The organism is Vibrio sp. V01_P9A10T6, from assembly GCF_963877065.1.
In the GTDB taxonomy this organism is placed as follows: Bacteria; Pseudomonadota; Gammaproteobacteria; order Enterobacterales; family Vibrionaceae; genus Vibrio; species Vibrio anguillarum.
Window position 1 is genome coordinate 1 of sequence record NZ_CAWNTB010000198.1, and the last position, 16576, is coordinate 16576.

17 protein-coding genes are annotated in these 16576 nt (G+C 42.9%); 11 read left to right on the forward strand and 6 right to left on the reverse strand.

What is annotated here, in order from left to right:
- The 6 genes from AACQ21_RS15260 to ttcA all read left to right on the forward strand — a co-directional run.
- The coding region (locus AACQ21_RS15260; RefSeq protein ID WP_146127542.1) for a heavy metal translocating P-type ATPase at positions 1-1331 on the forward strand (1331 nt) is incomplete at its 5' end.
- On the forward strand, positions 1332-1502 hold the full coding sequence (gene ccoS / locus AACQ21_RS15265; RefSeq protein ID WP_013856892.1) for a cbb3-type cytochrome oxidase assembly protein CcoS: 171 nt from the start codon (positions 1332-1334) through the stop codon (positions 1500-1502).
- The gene (locus tag AACQ21_RS15270; RefSeq protein ID WP_105976975.1) at positions 1499-2179 is read left to right on the forward strand and encodes a sulfite exporter TauE/SafE family protein; all 681 of its coding nucleotides are present in this window, start codon (positions 1499-1501) and stop codon (positions 2177-2179) included. Before ccoS ends, AACQ21_RS15270 begins: the two co-directional genes overlap by 4 nt.
- An 88-nt stretch (positions 2180-2267) precedes the next feature.
- Entirely contained in the window at positions 2268-3020 is a 753-nt protein-coding gene (locus AACQ21_RS15275) for an FNR family transcription factor (RefSeq protein ID WP_010320258.1), read from the forward strand.
- 127 nt (positions 3021-3147) lie between these two features.
- Complete coding sequence (uspE, locus tag AACQ21_RS15280; protein WP_105976976.1) at positions 3148-4095, forward strand: universal stress protein UspE; 948 nt, start codon at positions 3148-3150, stop codon at positions 4093-4095.
- A 142-nt stretch (positions 4096-4237) separates the two neighbouring features.
- Entirely contained in the window at positions 4238-5170 is a 933-nt protein-coding gene (gene ttcA / locus AACQ21_RS15285; protein ID WP_094164789.1) for a tRNA 2-thiocytidine(32) synthetase TtcA, read from the forward strand.
- A 66-nt stretch (positions 5171-5236) separates the two neighbouring features.
- Here ttcA and AACQ21_RS15290 read toward each other — a convergent pair whose 3' ends face one another.
- The 3 genes from AACQ21_RS15290 to AACQ21_RS15300 are packed head-to-tail and all read right to left on the reverse strand — an operon-like array spanning position 5237 to position 7492.
- Positions 5237-5899, reverse strand: coding sequence for a DUF2987 domain-containing protein (locus tag AACQ21_RS15290; protein ID WP_105976977.1), 663 nt, complete (start codon positions 5897-5899; stop codon positions 5237-5239).
- A gap of 2 nt (positions 5900-5901) precedes the next feature.
- Positions 5902-6708 (reverse strand): glucosaminidase domain-containing protein, encoded by an 807-nt coding sequence (locus tag AACQ21_RS15295; protein WP_094125502.1) that lies wholly within the window; start codon positions 6706-6708, stop codon positions 5902-5904.
- Positions 6701-7492 carry a membrane protein gene (locus AACQ21_RS15300; RefSeq protein ID WP_026028002.1) on the reverse strand — a complete coding sequence of 264 codons (792 nt, stop codon included), beginning with the start codon at positions 7490-7492 and terminating at the stop codon, positions 6701-6703. Before AACQ21_RS15300 ends, AACQ21_RS15295 begins: the two co-directional genes overlap by 8 nt.
- Before the next feature lie 319 nt (positions 7493-7811).
- Between AACQ21_RS15300 and potA the strand changes: the two genes are divergently transcribed.
- The 5 genes from potA (at position 7812) to AACQ21_RS15325 (ending at position 12863) form a co-directional block, all read left to right on the forward strand.
- Entirely contained in the window at positions 7812-8948 is a 1137-nt protein-coding gene (potA, locus tag AACQ21_RS15305; RefSeq protein ID WP_105976978.1) for a spermidine/putrescine ABC transporter ATP-binding protein PotA, read from the forward strand.
- The gene (potB, locus tag AACQ21_RS15310) at positions 8932-9789 is read left to right on the forward strand and encodes a spermidine/putrescine ABC transporter permease PotB (RefSeq protein WP_026027331.1); all 858 of its coding nucleotides are present in this window, start codon (positions 8932-8934) and stop codon (positions 9787-9789) included. The genes potA and potB overlap by 17 nt, the downstream gene beginning before the upstream one ends.
- On the forward strand, positions 9789-10559 hold the full coding sequence (gene potC / locus AACQ21_RS15315) for a spermidine/putrescine ABC transporter permease PotC (RefSeq protein ID WP_013856883.1): 771 nt from the start codon (positions 9789-9791) through the stop codon (positions 10557-10559). The genes potB and potC overlap by 1 nt, the downstream gene beginning before the upstream one ends.
- A gap of 106 nt (positions 10560-10665) precedes the next feature.
- Positions 10666-11700: an extracellular solute-binding protein gene (locus tag AACQ21_RS15320; RefSeq protein ID WP_029388221.1), complete on the forward strand. Its 1035-nt coding sequence runs from the start codon at positions 10666-10668 to the stop codon at positions 11698-11700.
- A gap of 125 nt (positions 11701-11825) precedes the next feature.
- Positions 11826-12863, forward strand: coding sequence for an extracellular solute-binding protein (locus AACQ21_RS15325; protein WP_013856881.1), 1038 nt, complete (start codon positions 11826-11828; stop codon positions 12861-12863).
- 31 nt (positions 12864-12894) lie between these two features.
- Here AACQ21_RS15325 and cobB read toward each other — a convergent pair whose 3' ends face one another.
- From cobB to AACQ21_RS15340, 3 genes are all read right to left on the reverse strand, one after another.
- The gene (cobB, locus tag AACQ21_RS15330; protein WP_105976979.1) at positions 12895-13632 is read right to left on the reverse strand and encodes a Sir2 family NAD+-dependent deacetylase; all 738 of its coding nucleotides are present in this window, start codon (positions 13630-13632) and stop codon (positions 12895-12897) included.
- Positions 13633-13801: 169 nt separating this feature from the next.
- The gene (locus AACQ21_RS15335) at positions 13802-15022 is read right to left on the reverse strand and encodes an ammonium transporter (protein ID WP_105976980.1); all 1221 of its coding nucleotides are present in this window, start codon (positions 15020-15022) and stop codon (positions 13802-13804) included.
- 346 nt (positions 15023-15368) lie between these two features.
- The coding region (locus tag AACQ21_RS15340) for an ATP-binding cassette domain-containing protein (protein WP_105976981.1) at positions 15369-16576 on the reverse strand (1208 nt) is incomplete at its 5' end.

The following is a 16576-nucleotide window of genomic DNA, read 5'->3' on the forward strand; positions in this document are numbered from 1 at the left end:
GGCGTATTCATATTAATGAATCAATGTTGACCGGTGAATCAGTACCCGTTGTCAAAACAGTCGGTGATGCTGTTTTTGCTGGTACATTAAATGGCGATGAGTCTTTCGAGTTGGAAGTCACTGCATCTAAAGCGGATTCCGTTATTTCCAATATTGTTAGACTGCAAGATGAAGCTCAAATGTCTAAGCCTAAGATTGCAGAAATTGCTGATATTGTCGCGAGATATTTTGTGGCTGTAATTTTGATTATTGCAGCAGCCACTTGGTTTTATTGGCACCAGACAAAACCTGAAGATGCATTTTGGATCATGTTAGCGGTCTTGGTGGCAACCTGCCCGTGCGCGCTTTCTCTTGCCACCCCCACAGCCATCACTTGCGCTACATCACGAATGGGTGACTTTGGTATTTTATTGAGAAAAAACCATGTCTTTGAAACACTTTGCAAAGTTAACCATTTGATTATTGATAAAACGGGAACGTTGACCCGTGGTGATATCGAAATTAGTGACGTTGAGTTGCATGGTGATATAGACGAAAACCATTGTTTGGCGCTAGCCGCTGCTTTGGAGCATCATGCCAATCACCCCATTGCCAGAGCGTTTGCGCAATATCGTAATGACGAGTTTCGAGTTGAGCATGTGCAGAATATGATTGGGTCTGGTATTCAAGGTAAATATTTAGGTGGCGATGTTCGTATCGGCAGCGCCGAATTTGTTTTGAACGATATCAGTGACGATCGGGCAAATCGTATTTATCTGTCGCTCAACGGGCAACACATTGCGACCTTCACGTACCGCGATCCTATCCGTAGTGAAGCGAAACAATTTATCGATCGTTTCCATCAGGAAGGAATTAAGATCACGCTATTAACGGGTGACTCTCAACTTAATGCACAAAGTGTGGCCGCCGAAATGGACATCGATATTGTCGTATCGAATGCCAAACCAGAAGATAAACTGAGTTACTTAAAGTCGTTACCAGATGATGATATCACCATGATGATTGGCGATGGCATTAATGATGCGCCAACGCTTGCTGGTGCGCACTTATCAGTCGCTATGGGTGGTGGAACCGATGTCGCAAAAGCATCCGCTGATATGGTTTTACTTGGTGATAAACTCGACAGATTATTGGAAGCCAGAAGCTTAGCGTTAAAAGCTCGCAAAATCATTCGGGAAAATTTAGCGTGGTCACTTGGATACAATATTATTGTTTTGCCACTCGCCGTTGCGGGGCTGGTTGCTCCTTACATTGCCGTTGTGGGTATGTCGGCGAGTTCGATTATTGTGGTATCTAATTCTCTTCGACTACTCAAAAAGAGGGATAAGTAGATGGAAAGTCTTTATATATTGATCCCCATAGCGATCGTTTTGGTTACGATCGCCGTCATCATCTTCTTATGGGCAGTAAAAAGCGAACAGTTTGAAGATTTAGAACGCCAAGGACACAATATTTTGTTTGATGAAGATGAACTTACCTCATCAAAAGAAGAGAAAAAATGACCGCAGATTGGATTGGTGCTTTCTTTATCGGTTTACTTGGAGCTGGCCACTGTATGGGAATGTGTGGCGGAATTGCTTCTCTTTTGACCTTAGGTGAAAAACGCAGTGATCGACTCCCAATACTGCTTGTTTTTTACAACCTTGGGCGTATTGCCAGCTATATGCTGTTTGGCGGTTTATTAGGAGGCCTCGCCGCCTCGCTATCCGAATTTTCTACACTTAATCATGCGTTGATTTGGTTGCGGCTCATTGCGGCAGTCCTAATGATTGTACTTGGATTGTATGTTGGCCGTTGGTGGTTTGGTCTGTTAAAGCTGGAGAAGGTTGGGCAAAAAATCTGGAGTTTTATTTCGCCTTTTGGGCAATCATTGCTCCCGCTTAGGAAAACGTGGTTCGCTCTCCCTTTTGGGTTTATCTGGGGGTGGTTACCTTGTGGGCTAGTTTACTCGGTACTGACTTGGTCTGTTGTGTCCGGTAGTGCACTGTCAGGGGCACTGGTTATGGCCTCTTTTGGTCTGGGAACCTTACCTGCGATGCTTCTTGTTGGTTATGGCGCGACCCGTTTGAAGAACATTCAACAATCATTCATATTTCGTCATTTTGCTGCGATTTTTATCATACTCTATGGTCTATACACGGGTTATGGAGCCGTGAGTATTTTATCATCTACGTGGTAGCTGTCTGATTTATGGCATCTTTTTTCGCTATCCTTTAGGGGTAATGGGTGCTAAAATATTGATGTACATCAAAAAGTGAAAGGTTGTTATGATTTCTGATAAGCCAGCGGCAAAGCGCATTCAATCTGGTGGTTGTGCAATTCACTGTCAAGATTGCAGCATTAGCCAGCTTTGTATTCCTTTTACTCTCAATGAATCTGAACTTGATCAACTTGATCAAATTATTGAGCGTAAAAAACCTATCCAAAAGGGCCAAGAGCTATTTAAAGCTGGTGACGACCTTAAGTCTCTCTACGCTATTCGCTCAGGTACAATTAAAAGTTATACCATTACTGAGCAAGGTGATGAACAAATCACTGCGTTTCATTTAGCGGGTGATTTAGTTGGTTTTGACGCGATCACTGATGATTCTCATCCTAGCTTTGCTCAGGCTCTAGAAACATCAATGGTATGCGAAATACCCTACGAAATTCTTGATGATCTTTCGGGTAAAATGCCTAAGTTACGTCAACAAATTATGCGCTTGATGAGTAATGAAATTAAGGGCGACCAAGAGATGATTCTTCTGCTATCTAAAAAGAATGCAGAAGAAAGATTAGCGGCTTTTCTTTATAACTTGTCGACTCGTTTCTCTCAGCGCGGCTTTAGTCCTAGAGAGTTTCGTCTGACAATGACTCGTGGTGATATCGGTAACTACCTTGGTCTCACTGTTGAAACGATCAGTCGTCTACTCGGCCGTTTTCAGAAGTCTGAAATCCTTAGCGTTAAAGGCAAATACATCACAATCCTTGACCATGACCAACTCATGGAACTGGCAGGCGTATCTAAAGAAACTAAGTAACTTCAATGAGGTAGCTCTTAAATGAGCTACGTCATACTTCTGTTAAAAACTCTCTTTTTTTCTAAAATTCTCGTTGGTTATGAGCTAAAGTAACTCTAACGCCCTCCTCCACAATTAAGGAGTCGATATGAGTATTTATAACAAGATTTTGGTGGTCGCTGACATCAACCACGATGAACAACCCGCCCTTGCCAGAGCTATACAGCTAGCACAACAAAGCACCTCTTCCAGTCACATTACCTTTTTTCTATCTATTTATGATTTCTCTTATGACATGACGTCGATGCTCTCTGTTGACGAACGTGATGCTATGCGACGTGGTGTTATCCATCAGCGCGAGCAATGGATGAGGAAAGTAGCTGAACCGTATATTGATAGTTCGATCCAATTTGAAGTGAAAGTGGTGTGGCATAACCGCCCTTATGAAGCGATTATTGCTGAGATTTTTTACGGAGAACATGACATTCTGATCAAAGGGACGCGCAAGCATGATGTCCTGGAATCCGTTATTTTTACACCGACAGATTGGCACTTATTGCGTAAATGCCCAACTCCAGTGCTATTGGTTAAAAATTCAGATTGGCCACAGAATGCGAATATAATCGCTTCGGTACATGTGGGGTCAGAAAATCCGGCTCATATTGATTTAAATGATTGCATGGTTGAACAACTAAAAAGCCTCACCACTCGTTTAGGTGCGACACCTTATCTGGTGAATTCATACCCTATTACGCCAGCGAATATTACCATTGAGCTGCCAGAGTTTGATCCAATGACCTACACTGATGCTGTTCGTGGTCACCACTTGATGGCAATGAAGGCATTGCGACAAAAGCATGGTATAGATGAATCGCAAACACTTGTAGAACAAGGCTTGCCTGAAGACGTCATTCCTCAAGCAGCCGAAAAGCTCAATGCGGCGATGGTTATTCTTGGTACGACGGGGCGTACAGGGTTATCGGCAGTATTTATTGGCAACACGGCAGAACAAGTCATTGATAAAATTAACTGTGATGTTTTAGCATTAAAGCCGCATGGCTACGTGAGCCCTTTAGATCCTAAAACCTCTATTTAAAATAGCCCGATCTATCATCGATCCCCCTTGTCATAGACGAGGGGGATTTTTTATCTTCCTTACTTGTTAGATCTGGCATCTGCGCTATTTATCCGTATCATACGCACTCTATTTTGTTTTAAAGATTAAAGACCAGACACTGATGACTGAGCAAATTCAAGAGCGCACCAAAGCTCAACAATATAATTTCAATAAACTTCAGAAGCGTATCCGTCGTAATACGGGTCAAGCCATTGCTGACTTTAATATGATTGAAGATGGCGACCGTATTATGGTATGTCTTTCTGGCGGTAAAGATAGCTTTACCATGCTGGATATTCTAATGAGCCTTCAGAAAAGTGCCCCTGTTAGCTTTGAGCTTATTGCCGTGAATCTTGATCAAAAACAGCCCGGATTTCCTGAACACATTCTGCCGCAGTACTTAGAGCAGCTAGGCGTTGAATATAAAATTATTGAAGAAGACACGTATTCTATTGTTCAAGATAAGATCCCTGAAGGGAAAACCACCTGCTCACTTTGTTCACGCTTACGCCGCGGCATTTTGTACCGTACAGCCAAAGAACTCGGTGCGACGAAAATTGCGTTAGGCCATCACCGTGACGACATTCTAGAAACGCTATTTTTGAACATGTTTTATGGTGGAAAGATCAAAGGAATGCCACCTAAACTTGTGTCTGATAACGGTGAACATGTGGTAATTCGCCCTCTAGCCTACTGTCGTGAAAAAGACATTATCAAATATGCGAACATGCGAGAGTATCCGATTATTCCATGTAATCTATGTGGCTCTCAGCCAAACATGCAACGTCAAAACATTAAGCAAATGCTAAATGGCTGGGATAAACAGTTCCCTGGGCGCATCGAGACCATGTTTAGTGCAATGCAAAATGTAGTGCCTAGCCATTTGGCTGATTTCAAGTTGTTTGACTTTAAGTCGATTAACCGTGATTCAGGCGTTATTAATGGCGGCGACATTGGTTTTGATAAAGAAGAGATGCCAATCCTAGCGCTCGAAGATGAGGATAGCGTGATGGAGTTTGATCCTAGTTTGAAGTTGGATGTCACCAATCTTTGATATTCCTACAAAGATAAAACGAGTAAGGGCTGCGAATGCAGCCCTATTGATATTAGCCCAACATGTCTAATGTTTTGCTTTGGGAAGATAAGGTAACACGCGAACCGTTTCTTGTGGTAACTGCATCGATCCACCTTCACCCAGTTGACTGAGATCCACTTGGGCTTTGCCATTTTCTATGTTAATGGTTTCGCCGTTACTCAACTGAATGACCGAATTCAAATTATTGGCAAATTCGAGTGTGACACCAGAAACATCGGGTGTGAACCAACTCGCAAACATCCCGCCGAGCTCTTCCAGTAATTTTTGCATCTGAGGTAATAAGATGGCGACCTGCTGGTAAGATATTTCTCCTTTGAACTGCTCTTTTGCCATAACAACAGTCGAAAAGTCACAACGCATATCTTGAGGAGTATCGACAAACACTAACGGATTCGCTTGCCGTAAATGATCGTCTAAAGGAAGTAGTAGCTCGTGGTTGCTACTGACTTTCAACGCTTCATAGTGCTTTTCTTTTTCCATCCAAGCCTTCTCTATTGGGCAGAGCTGCTTGGTATTGGCATTAAGGAAATAATAAGCGACTTTGACATTGGGGTACTCTTCTTTCACGTTATTTTTCATTGCTGAAAACAACTTGGAGTATGTAAACATATACTCTTGAGCGTTAACGGGAAATGCGTTAGCAAGGCATAGCGTTGTCAGTAATAAGGTAAGTGTTCTTTTTTTCATTATTATTCTGTCCAGAAAGGCTGATTGTGACGCATCATAGATTGAAGATCTTGCACATAAGCTTCTCCGCGCTCTGAGTATTTCAGTAAGCCATTGGTCATCTCCATGGCACTATCGGCACTCAATAAATCGGCATTATTTTTTCTTAATCGAAAACGAATCTCTCGTAAATCATGATAAGCGGAGTTGCGGTTAACATTCATGAAGTAACCGTGGATTGACTCTTGAACAGAACCAAAACTCGCCACTTCGTGAGTCATACCTTCCACTCGTTGCAAAGGTACCAACCCGCACCCTACACTGTAACACCATTGACCGAAATAGTTGTTTCCTTCAGTTGCAAAGCGAGAGGTTCCCCAAGCTGATTCATTCGCTGCCTGGGTCAAGACTAACGCTTCGGGTAAAACGTCAACTCGATGCAGCATGTTTTCTAACCAGGCGCTAGTGATGCCTTCCGCAGGAATCGGTACTTCATATCGCTTAGAGAGTTTTTGCGCCTCACTATAGTCACTTTTGGCTATCTGATTGCTTAGATGATGTTGTGCAATCCTCTCTAATATTTCACGCTCTCGCAAAACACGTAAATTTTCCCAAGCTATCCCTGGTTTTAAGAAAGAAAAAAAAGCATGCTTTTTCTCATTCACATCATCGATGGCTGAGAAGTCAGGCGCTTTGCCAATAGCTCTTGCACCTTGCAAAGATGGAATGTCACTTTTGTAAGTCGTCTCGGTTGAGGTTTGCTTGACGTAATAAACGCTGCAACTCACAACCACGAGCGAGATGGCGGTAAGTAAGATTATTTTACGCATTGAACACCTGAGAATTTGGATTATTGTCGGATTGATTAGTCGCTATGATCTTTAGTTTGATGCCGAACATATTACGATAAATAATCCCTTTAGCATGGAAGAAGAAAGGTAATACAAAAATGAAACCTATCCCATAAAAGAGCGCGGCGGCAACGAACATCAGCATGATCACGGAATAAATCACGGCAATAGGAACGATTTTTTTATTGACTGCGCGTAAGGATAATAGCAGTGATTGCATAGGTGGAACCCGTTTTTCGCAGATCAATAAGATGGATTGGCTAAACGCAATACTCAAATACATTGATAGCAATGGAAAAATCATTCCTGCTACACCTTGCAGTAATAAGCTGAATAGCGTTGCTAAAATCACTGGGATGGTGAACTGTAATCCCTTACCTATATGTCTTGGCTGTGTTCTTAACCCAGCGACATGACTCATCGCCATCAAGCTCACGCCAGCATAAATAGGTGCACTAACGACCTCATAGCTAAAATTAGCCACAAAAATAGCTTGCACAATATTGCCTGTGAAAGCTTCTGGTGTTTCTAACGCATCCAAGATTAGTGATGGATCACCCAGTTGCAATTTTAAAGCAATATAGAAGATCGCAAGCTGCACAAATAAAAGAATCACGATGGAAGGAGAAAAGGAGATAAATTGCTTGATCGTACAATCCCATGCCTCTTTGAGCACGGCGTTGACTTTTAGCTCGTAATCTCCCTTGAGCGCATGCTCTACACTACCGCCTAAATTGAAATCTTTTTCAATATCATTATTCATAAAATGTCCTAGGCAACGGAAAAGCAAGTTGCCTGTATTTGGGTCACAAAGTTATTGTCATTATACTGCAATACACTCTAGTCCAAAATCAGAAGCCTAATCTGATCTTGCATTATTATGTGTTTGGTTGATAATTAACCACTTGAAAGCATTGAACAGTTAGTTAGTTCTGTATGGTAATCAATCTTTACTGCTACCTACAAAACTTTTTCTGTATCAATATAAGAAAACGCTTTGAATTCACTCTTTTGGTGATTATGATGCGCGCCTCAATTGTGTATAGCGACAGGTCGTAAGATAGGCATCCCTATAGACCAAGGTGGGAGAAAAACAGACGTTGAACGTAAAAAAATCAGTAGGAAAACCAGTAGTTCGTCTTTCTGGTATCAGTAAAAGTTTCGATGGTAAGGAAATCATTGGCAACCTAAACCTTGATGTTAATCATGGCGAATTCTTAACGATACTTGGTCCTTCTGGCTGTGGTAAAACAACAGTACTAAGAATGATTGCAGGTTTTGAAACCGCAGATCAAGGTTCAATTACTCTTGATAATCAAGATGTTACAAAAGTTCCTGCTGAACAGAGACACGTTAACACCGTCTTTCAAAGCTATGCACTTTTCCCACATATGACAGTATTTGAAAATGTCGCGTTTGGTTTGCGTATGCAAAAAGTGCCAACGGCGGACGTTGAACCCCGTGTGATGGAAGCACTGCGGATGGTACGTCTCGACGCGATGGCCCAGCGTAAACCAAGTCAACTTTCTGGTGGTCAACAACAACGTATCGCCATCGCGCGTGCCGTTGTTAATAAACCTAAGGTTCTGTTGCTAGACGAATCTTTATCCGCGCTTGACTATAAACTGCGTAAGCAGATGCAAATGGAGCTTAAGCAGCTTCAACGTCAGCTTGGGATCACCTTTATCTTCGTTACGCACGATCAAGAAGAAGCTTTATCAATGTCGGATCGCATTATTGTTATGCGTGAAGGGAAAATTGAGCAAGATGGCTCTCCACGTGAAATTTACGAAGACCCTAAAAACCTATTTGTTGCTCGCTTCATCGGTGAGATCAACGTATTTAATGCTGAAACGATTGAACGAATTGACGATAAGCGTATTCGTGCACATATCGAAGGTGTTGAAGCGGTGGTTTACCACGATCAAAATGTACAACCCGGACACAAACTACAAGTTTTGCTGCGTCCTGAAGATCTTCGCATCGAAGAGATTAAAGAGTCAGAAGAAAAAGGCATTGTTGGACACGTGACAGAACGTACCTACAAAGGCATGACTCTAGAATCTGTAGTCGAATTGGAAGAATCAGGCATGCGCGTGACGGTTAGCGAATTTTTTAACGAAGATGATCCTGATGTGGACCATTCTCTCGGCCAGAAAGTCGCTATCACTTGGGTTGAAAGCTGGGAGGTAGTACTCGATGATGAGCAAGAAGCTTAATCTTCAAAATGCTATTATCACATTGATTGTTGGGTGGTTAGTGCTGTTTGTGCTAATCCCTAACGTTATGATCATTGGTACTAGCTTTTTGACTCGCGATGAAGCCAACTTAATTGAAATGACCTTCACGCTTGATAACTATACACGCCTATTGGATCCACTTTACGCCAAAGTGCTCATGCACTCTTTCTATATGGCAATTGTGGCTACCCTTCTCTGCTTGGTTATTGGTTATCCATTTGCCTACATTGTCGCAAAAATGCCACAAAAATGGCGTCCAATTATGCTGTTTTTGGTGATTGTTCCTTTTTGGACGAACTCTCTTATTCGTACCTACGGATTAAAAATAGTTCTGGGCACGCAAGGCATCTTAAACCAAGCTTTAATGGCTTTAGACATCATAGACAAACCACTGCGTATTATGTACACCGAGACAGCGGTAATGATTGGCTTGGTTTACATCTTGCTGCCTTTTATGATTCTTCCGCTCTATTCTGCTATTGAAAAATTGGACGATACCTACATTGAAGCCGCGCGAGATCTAGGGGCAAATAAGCTTCAAACTTTGCTCAAGGTAGTATTGCCATTGACCATGCCGGGTATCATCGGGGGCTGCTTATTGGTGTTACTGCCAGCATTAGGTATGTTCTATATTGCTGACTTACTCGGTGGTGCGAAAAACCTACTGATTGGTAACGTGATTAAGAGCCAAGTATTGAATGCTCGTGATTGGCCATTTGGCGCCGCGACCAGCATTGCCTTGACTCTGGCGATGGCTGTAATGCTTTATGCATACTATCGTGCTGGTAAGTTATTGAATAAGAAAGTGGAGCTAGACTAATGGGCAAAACAGTTAGATTTAGCTTTATGAGTTTAGTGTATGTATTTCTATACCTACCGATCATAGTGCTGATTGTAAACTCATTTAATGACAACAAATTTGGTATTAAATGGGGCGGTTTCACTACCAAGTGGTACCACGCTTTAGTTGCAAACGACAGCTTAGTTCAGGCCGCATGGCACTCGCTGAATGTAGCGGTTTTTTCAGCCACAGCAGCGACGCTGATTGGCAGTTTAACTGCTGTAGCCCTTTTTCGTTATCAATTTAAAGGTAAACGTGCAGTTAATGGTATGTTGTTTGTTGTGATGATGTCCCCAGATATTGTCATGGCAATTTCGCTACTTGCGCTATTCTTAGTGTTAGGTGCTCAGCTAGGTTTTCTTACTTTGTTGATTGCACACATTACATTCTGCTTACCTTTCGTTGTTGTGACTGTTTACAGTCGCCTCAACGGATTTGATGTAAAGATGCTCGAAGCTGCCAAAGATCTCGGTGCTGGCGAATGGGTGATTTTGACCAAAATCATTTTGCCATTAGCGAAACCGGCAGTTGCGGCTGGTTGGTTGCTGAGTTTCACACTGTCATTAGATGATGTGATCATTAGCTCGTTTGTAACCGGCCCTACTTACGAGATTTTACCATTGAAGATTTATTCTATGGTTAAAGTTGGCATTTCCCCAGAAGTTAACGCTCTGGCGACCGTGATGTTAGTTGTCTCATTGGCTCTAGTAATCACATCACAGTTGTTAGCAAGGGAAAAAGTGAAGTAGAATCGACATCTTGTAATACATTACGCGAAACAGAATGACAAATCGTCATTCTGTTTTTCTATCTAACGCCTAAAAATAGGCAACGTTTGGTTTGGAGCTAACGTCAATGAAAAAATGGGCTACTCTATTAGCTGGTAGTGCATGTGCGCTTTCTTTGTTCTCTGGAGCAGTAACAGCGGATGAAAACAAGGAACTAGTATTCATGAACTGGGGGCCGTACATTAACAGTGGTCTTCTAGAGCAGTTTACAAAAGAGACCGGCATCAAGGTCATTTATTCAACTTATGAATCAAATGAAACCCTGTATGCAAAGCTAAAAACTCACAACCAAGGTTATGATCTTGTTGTTCCATCCACCTACTTCGTTTCTAAAATGCGCGATGAAGGTATGTTACAAAAGATTGATAAGTCTAAATTAAGCAACTTTAAAAACCTTGATAACAACTATTTGAATAAACCTTACGATCCAAATAATGATTATTCAATTCCACACGTGGTTGCTATCACTGGGCTTGCGGTTAATACCGATATGTATGATCCCAATGATTTCCAAAGCTGGGGTGACCTATGGAACCCAGAGTTGAAAGGCCAGCTAATGTTGATGGATGATACTCGTGAGGTATTCCACATTGCCCTTCGTAAGTTAGGTTACTCAGGTAACACTACGGATGAAAAGCAAATTGATGAGGCCTACGCTGAGCTGCAAAAACTAATGCCCAATGTATTGGTATTTAACTCAGATAACCCTGCCGCTCCTTACCTCTCTGGTGAAGTTGGCTTAGGTATGCTGTGGAATGGCTCTGCTGCAGCGGCGCAAAAAGAAGGCTTGCCAATTAAGCTTGTTTTCCCTAAAGAAGGCGGTATCGGTTGGGTTGACAACTTTGCTATCAGTTCTGGTGCCAAAAACGTAGAAGCCGCACATAAGATGATCGACTTCTTGCTACGTCCAGAAATTGCAGAACAAATTTCTCGCGACACGGGTTATTTAACCGGCGTGAAAGCGTCTAATGAGAAATTTAAAGACAGCCCTGCTCTTTTCCCATCTCAAGATGATTTAGATCGTGTTGAATGGCAATCTGCCGTTGGTGAAAAAACTGTGCAGTATGAAGATTACTTTATGAAGTTAAAAGCGGGTCAATAATTCCGCAAAAAGTATGAAATAGGCAGCACTAGCTGCCTATTTTCGTTAAAACTGGTATACTTTGCACTTTCGTATCACGCACCCTTGCCTAGTTAAGCTTTGGCACCGACTAAAATGGAAACGTAATGAAAAGCACACTGTATGCTGGCGCTATTTGCGCAGCAACTCTATTCACTACGCCTGCAATGGCTGCAGATCAAGAGCTTTATTTTTACAACTGGTCTGAATATATCCCCCACGACGTTCTCGAAGATTTCACCAAAGAGACAGGAATTAAAGTCATTTACTCAACCTATGAGTCTAATGAAAGCATGTATGCCAAATTAAAGACTCAAGGTTCCGGCTACGATCTTGTCGTGCCATCCACCTACTTTGTTTCTAAAATGCGTAAAGAAGGCATGTTGCAGGAGATTGACCACGCTAAGCTTTCTCATTTTGCTGATCTTGATTCTAACTATCTCAATAAATCGTTCGACCCAAACAACAAATTTTCTATCCCTTATATCTGGGGCGCAACGGGGATTGGTATTAATACCGATATGCTTGATAAATCACTGATCAAAAACTGGGGCGACTTATGGGATGCTAAATGGGAAGGTCAGTTGATGATGATGGACGATGCTCGTGAAGTGTTCCATATTGCACTGAGTAAGCTTGGTTACTCACCTAATACGACGGATCCTGACGAAATTAAAGCGGCCTATGAAGAGCTTAAAAAACTGATTCCAAACGTGTTAGTGTTCAACTCCGACTTTCCGGCAAACCCTTTTTTAGCGGGTGAAGTTTCTTTAGGTATGTTATGGAATGGCTCGGCGTATATGGCCCGCCAAGAAGGCGCTTCAATTGACATTATTTGGCCAGAAAAAGGCGCGATTTTCTGGATGGATAGCATATCCATTCCGGCCGGGGCCAAAAACGTTGATGCGGCTCATAAGATGATTGATTTCTTATTGCGCCCTGAGAATGCAGCAAAAATCGCATTAGAAATTGGTTACCCAACTCCCGTTAAAACAGCCTATTCACTGTTACCCAAATCTTTCGCCAATGATCCTAATATCTTCCCTCCACAATCTGTGATGGACAGCGGGTTTTGGCAAGATGAGGTGGGAGAAGCGAATGTGTTGTACGACGAATACTTCCAGAAGCTCAAAGTAAATAATTGATCATATTCAATGTTTAGATAACACGCCTACTCTAGGCGTGTTTCTTTTTTGGCATTTCTAACCCTAATATCTCTTCCACTAACCGCGGAACTTCAATACTGGCTTTACCGTAGCGTTTTTCCTCAAACTCACTTTCAACGGCACTGGGCTCTAAGTTGATCTCAATGGTGTGCGCGCCGTGCATTCTGGCATCATGAACAAAGCCTGCAGCAGGATAAACAACGCCCGATGTACCGATAGAGATAAAAAGATCAGCCGTCTCGAGTGCTGAATAAATATCGCCCATGCGTAGTGGCATTTCGCCAAACCAAACAATATGAGGTCGCATTTGAGCTGGTATTTGACAGCAATGACAAAGCTCTCCGCTCAGAATGTCGTCTTTATGCTCTATTACTTGGTTAGAAACGCTGCAGCGTGCTTTAAGCAGCTCACCGTGCATATGAATCACCTGTTTGCTACCACCCCGCTCATGAAGGTTATCAATATTCTGCGTAATAATCGTTACGTTTCCCTCTAGCTCTTGCTCTAATTTACCAAGCGCGATGTGGGCAGCGTTAGGTTGTATTGATTCAGATTGGAGTTTTCGACGACGCTGATTATAGAAATCCTGTACGAGATCGGGATCACGTGCGAAACCTTCAGGGGTCGCGACATCCTCTATTTTATGGCTTTCCCATAACCCATCTTGAGCACGAAATGTTTTGATGCCTGATTCCGCTGAAATGCCTGCCCCCGTGAGGATCACGATATTCTTGTAAGGGAAATTCATACTATGTCCTTATTGCACACTTTTTTGCTAGCTTAGCACCGATGCAATAACAACAGTAGTTTTGAGGGTTAGACCATAGTATAAAATGGCCATTGATTGCTTATTTTCTGTGACATAAACCGAGCTATGAAATAGACCGAAGTACCCCGCGACTTCGGTCTATATGTAATCAATCTTCGTTAATGGCGGAGATTTTATGAATAGCCAAATCCGCGCCGTTAAATTCGTCTTCTTCAGATAAACGCAATCCAGTCAATACATTGAGAGAGCCATAAACGATTGCGGCACCTAATACTGCCACTGAAATACCCAATAAGGTTCCTAGTAGTTGAACGGCGAGGCTGACACCACCTAGGCCGCCGAGTGATGATTGGCCAAAAATACCAGCGGCAATCCCGCCCCATGCACCACAAACACCATGTAATGGCCATACACCTAATACATCGTCTATTCTCGTTCGGTTTTGTAGTTGAGTGAACAACCAAACAAATAAAGCACCCGCTACCACTCCCGTCACTAAGGCACCCAGTGGGTGCATCAAGTCCGATCCTGCACACACCGCGACTAATCCCGCTAGAGGACCATTGTGGATAAAGCCAGGGTCATTTTTTCCGACAATTAACGCTGCTAAAATACCACCAGTCATGGCCATTAAAGAGTTCATCGCGACTAATCCACTAATTCCATTTAATGTTTGCGCTGACATGACGTTAAAACCAAACCAGCCCACACAAAGGATCCACGCGCCCAGTGCTAGGAACGGAATGTTGGATGGAGCAAAGTTGGTGTGCTTTCCTGCACGTACTCTTCCCTTACGCATTCCTAGAAACATGACAGCGATGAATGCAATCCATCCGCCGACCGCATGCACGACCACCGAACCAGCGAAATCGTGAAAACCAGCACCGAATTTAGCTTCAAACCAGCTTTGCACGCCATAATTGCCATTCCAAATCATTCCCTCAAACAGCGGATAAACAACCCCAACGGTGAAAAAAGTAGCAATGAGAATGGGGTAAAACCGAGCGCGCTCGGCAATGCCTCCAGAAACGATAGCAGGAATAGCGGCGGCAAACGTCAATAGAAAAAAGAACTTAACTAGATGATAGCCGTTCCCTTGGGCAAGGGTTTGTGCATCAGCAAAGAAATGAGCGCCGTAGGCTATCCAGTAACCGATAAAAAAATAGGCGATCGTAGAAATACCGAAATCGGCGAGAATTTTTACCAGCGCGTTCACTTGGTTCTTTTTACGCACAGTCCCCACCTCAAGAAAGGCAAATCCGGCGTGCATTAAAAACACCATGATTGCTCCGAGCAGCAAAAATAGCGTATCAGAACTTTGAGTCAGGGCTTGTACGGCACCTTGAACCTGACTTACGGTTTGAGTCATCTTAGTGATTCTCCATTGAAATGTTGTGCACCAATCCTGTGCTACTTGATTATTTTCTCACCAATATAGTGAGTTATTGGTATTGAACAGCCTTAAAGCAAAATACATTCCAAAATAAACAAATGAATCAATAACTTTTCAATATCAAATAACTTATTGAAATAGAGTGAATTATATAAATATCAAGGGAGTTGTTGCATGATGGAAGAATGAACGCATTCATAAGAAGCGCACCAAATTGGAACGTGTGCTCCATTTTAATGCACTCTATTTTTTGGCTCGTTCCAGATTGCAGGCATTAAAAAGGCCTCCCGCAGGAAGCCTTTTCTTAAGAGTAAACCGTGGATTAGTTTACGCCACGAGATTTCAAGAATTCAGCATAAGTGCCTTTGAAATCGGTCAGTTTGTTATCACGAATTTCAATGATGCGCGTTGCCAGTGAGTCCACAAATACGCGGTCGTGAGATACGAAGAACAGAGTCCCTTTGTAGTTCTCCAACGCCGTGTTGAGCGATTCGATCGATTCCATGTCCATGTGGTTGGTTGGCTCATCCATCAACAGCATGTTTGGCTTATGCATCATTAGTTTACCAAGCAACATACGACCTTGTTCACCACCAGAGATGACCTTAACAGATTTCTTGATGTCATCTTGGCCAAACAACATGCGCCCTAAGAAGCTGCGGATCACTTGCTCGTCATCCCCTTCTTGACGCCATTGGCTCATCCAGTCAAACAGGTTCATATCTTCGGCAAAATCGTGCGCGTGATCTTGAGCGTAGTAACCAATATTTGCGTTTTCAGACCATTTATAGCTGCCGCTACGAGGCTCAAGTACACCTGCTAAGGTGTTAAGCAGTGTTGTTTTACCGACGCCGTTTTCACCAATGATCGCTACGCGTTCGCCTACTTCAAAAATGGCGTTGAAGTTACTGAATAGATCGTTTTCAAAACCTTGGCTAAGGTTTTCAACTTCTAACGCGTTGCGGAACAACTCTTTCGATTGTTCAAAACGAATGAAAGGGTTTTGGCGGCTAGACGCTTTAACTTCGTCCAATTGGATCTTGTCAATCTGCTTAGCTCGTGACGTCGCTTGCTTCGCTTTAGATGCGTTCGCAGAAAAGCGTGCAACGAAAGTTTGCAGTTCAGCAATCTGTGCTTTCTTCTTAGCATTATCAGAGAGCAGACGAGCACGCGCTTGCGATGCTGCCGTCATGTACTCGTCATAGTTACCCGCGTAAAGACGTAGTTCACCATAATCCAAGTCAGCCATATGTGTACATACGCTGTTTAAGAAGTGACGGTCGTGCGAGATGATGATCATGGTGCAGTTACGTTGGTTTAGCGTATCTTCTAGCCAGCGAATGGTATCCATATCCAAGTTGTTGGTTGGTTCGTCAAGCAGCATGATGTGTGGTTCAGCAAACAAAACTTGCGCCAATAGCACACGCAGTTTCCAACCTGGTGCCACTTCGCTCATCAAACCAAAGTGCTGTTCAAGAGGAATGCCCACCGCAAGCAACAATTCACCGGCTTTAGACTCGGCCATGTAGC

Excerpts from the sequence above, each read along its gene's own strand:
- ccoS (WP_013856892.1), top strand. The coding sequence starts at position 1,332 with ATGGAAAGTCTTTATATATTGATCCCCATAGCGATCGTTTTGGTTACG.
- AACQ21_RS15270 (WP_105976975.1), top strand. The coding sequence starts at position 1,499 with ATGACCGCAGATTGGATTGGTGCTTTCTTTATCGGTTTACTTGGAGCT.
- AACQ21_RS15275 (WP_010320258.1), top strand. The coding sequence starts at position 2,268 with ATGATTTCTGATAAGCCAGCGGCAAAGCGCATTCAATCTGGTGGTTGT.
- uspE (WP_105976976.1), top strand. The coding sequence starts at position 3,148 with ATGAGTATTTATAACAAGATTTTGGTGGTCGCTGACATCAACCACGAT.
- ttcA (WP_094164789.1), top strand. The coding sequence starts at position 4,238 with ATGACTGAGCAAATTCAAGAGCGCACCAAAGCTCAACAATATAATTTC.
- AACQ21_RS15290 (WP_105976977.1), bottom strand. The coding sequence starts at position 5,899 with ATGAAAAAAAGAACACTTACCTTATTACTGACAACGCTATGCCTTGCT.
- AACQ21_RS15295 (WP_094125502.1), bottom strand. The coding sequence starts at position 6,708 with ATGCGTAAAATAATCTTACTTACCGCCATCTCGCTCGTGGTTGTGAGT.
- AACQ21_RS15300 (WP_026028002.1), bottom strand. The coding sequence starts at position 7,492 with ATGAATAATGATATTGAAAAAGATTTCAATTTAGGCGGTAGTGTAGAG.
- potB (WP_026027331.1), top strand. The coding sequence starts at position 8,932 with ATGAGCAAGAAGCTTAATCTTCAAAATGCTATTATCACATTGATTGTT.
- potC (WP_013856883.1), top strand. The coding sequence starts at position 9,789 with ATGGGCAAAACAGTTAGATTTAGCTTTATGAGTTTAGTGTATGTATTT.
- AACQ21_RS15320 (WP_029388221.1), top strand. The coding sequence starts at position 10,666 with ATGAAAAAATGGGCTACTCTATTAGCTGGTAGTGCATGTGCGCTTTCT.
- AACQ21_RS15325 (WP_013856881.1), top strand. The coding sequence starts at position 11,826 with ATGAAAAGCACACTGTATGCTGGCGCTATTTGCGCAGCAACTCTATTC.
- cobB (WP_105976979.1), bottom strand. The coding sequence starts at position 13,632 with ATGAATTTCCCTTACAAGAATATCGTGATCCTCACGGGGGCAGGCATT.
- AACQ21_RS15335 (WP_105976980.1), bottom strand. The coding sequence starts at position 15,022 with ATGACTCAAACCGTAAGTCAGGTTCAAGGTGCCGTACAAGCCCTGACT.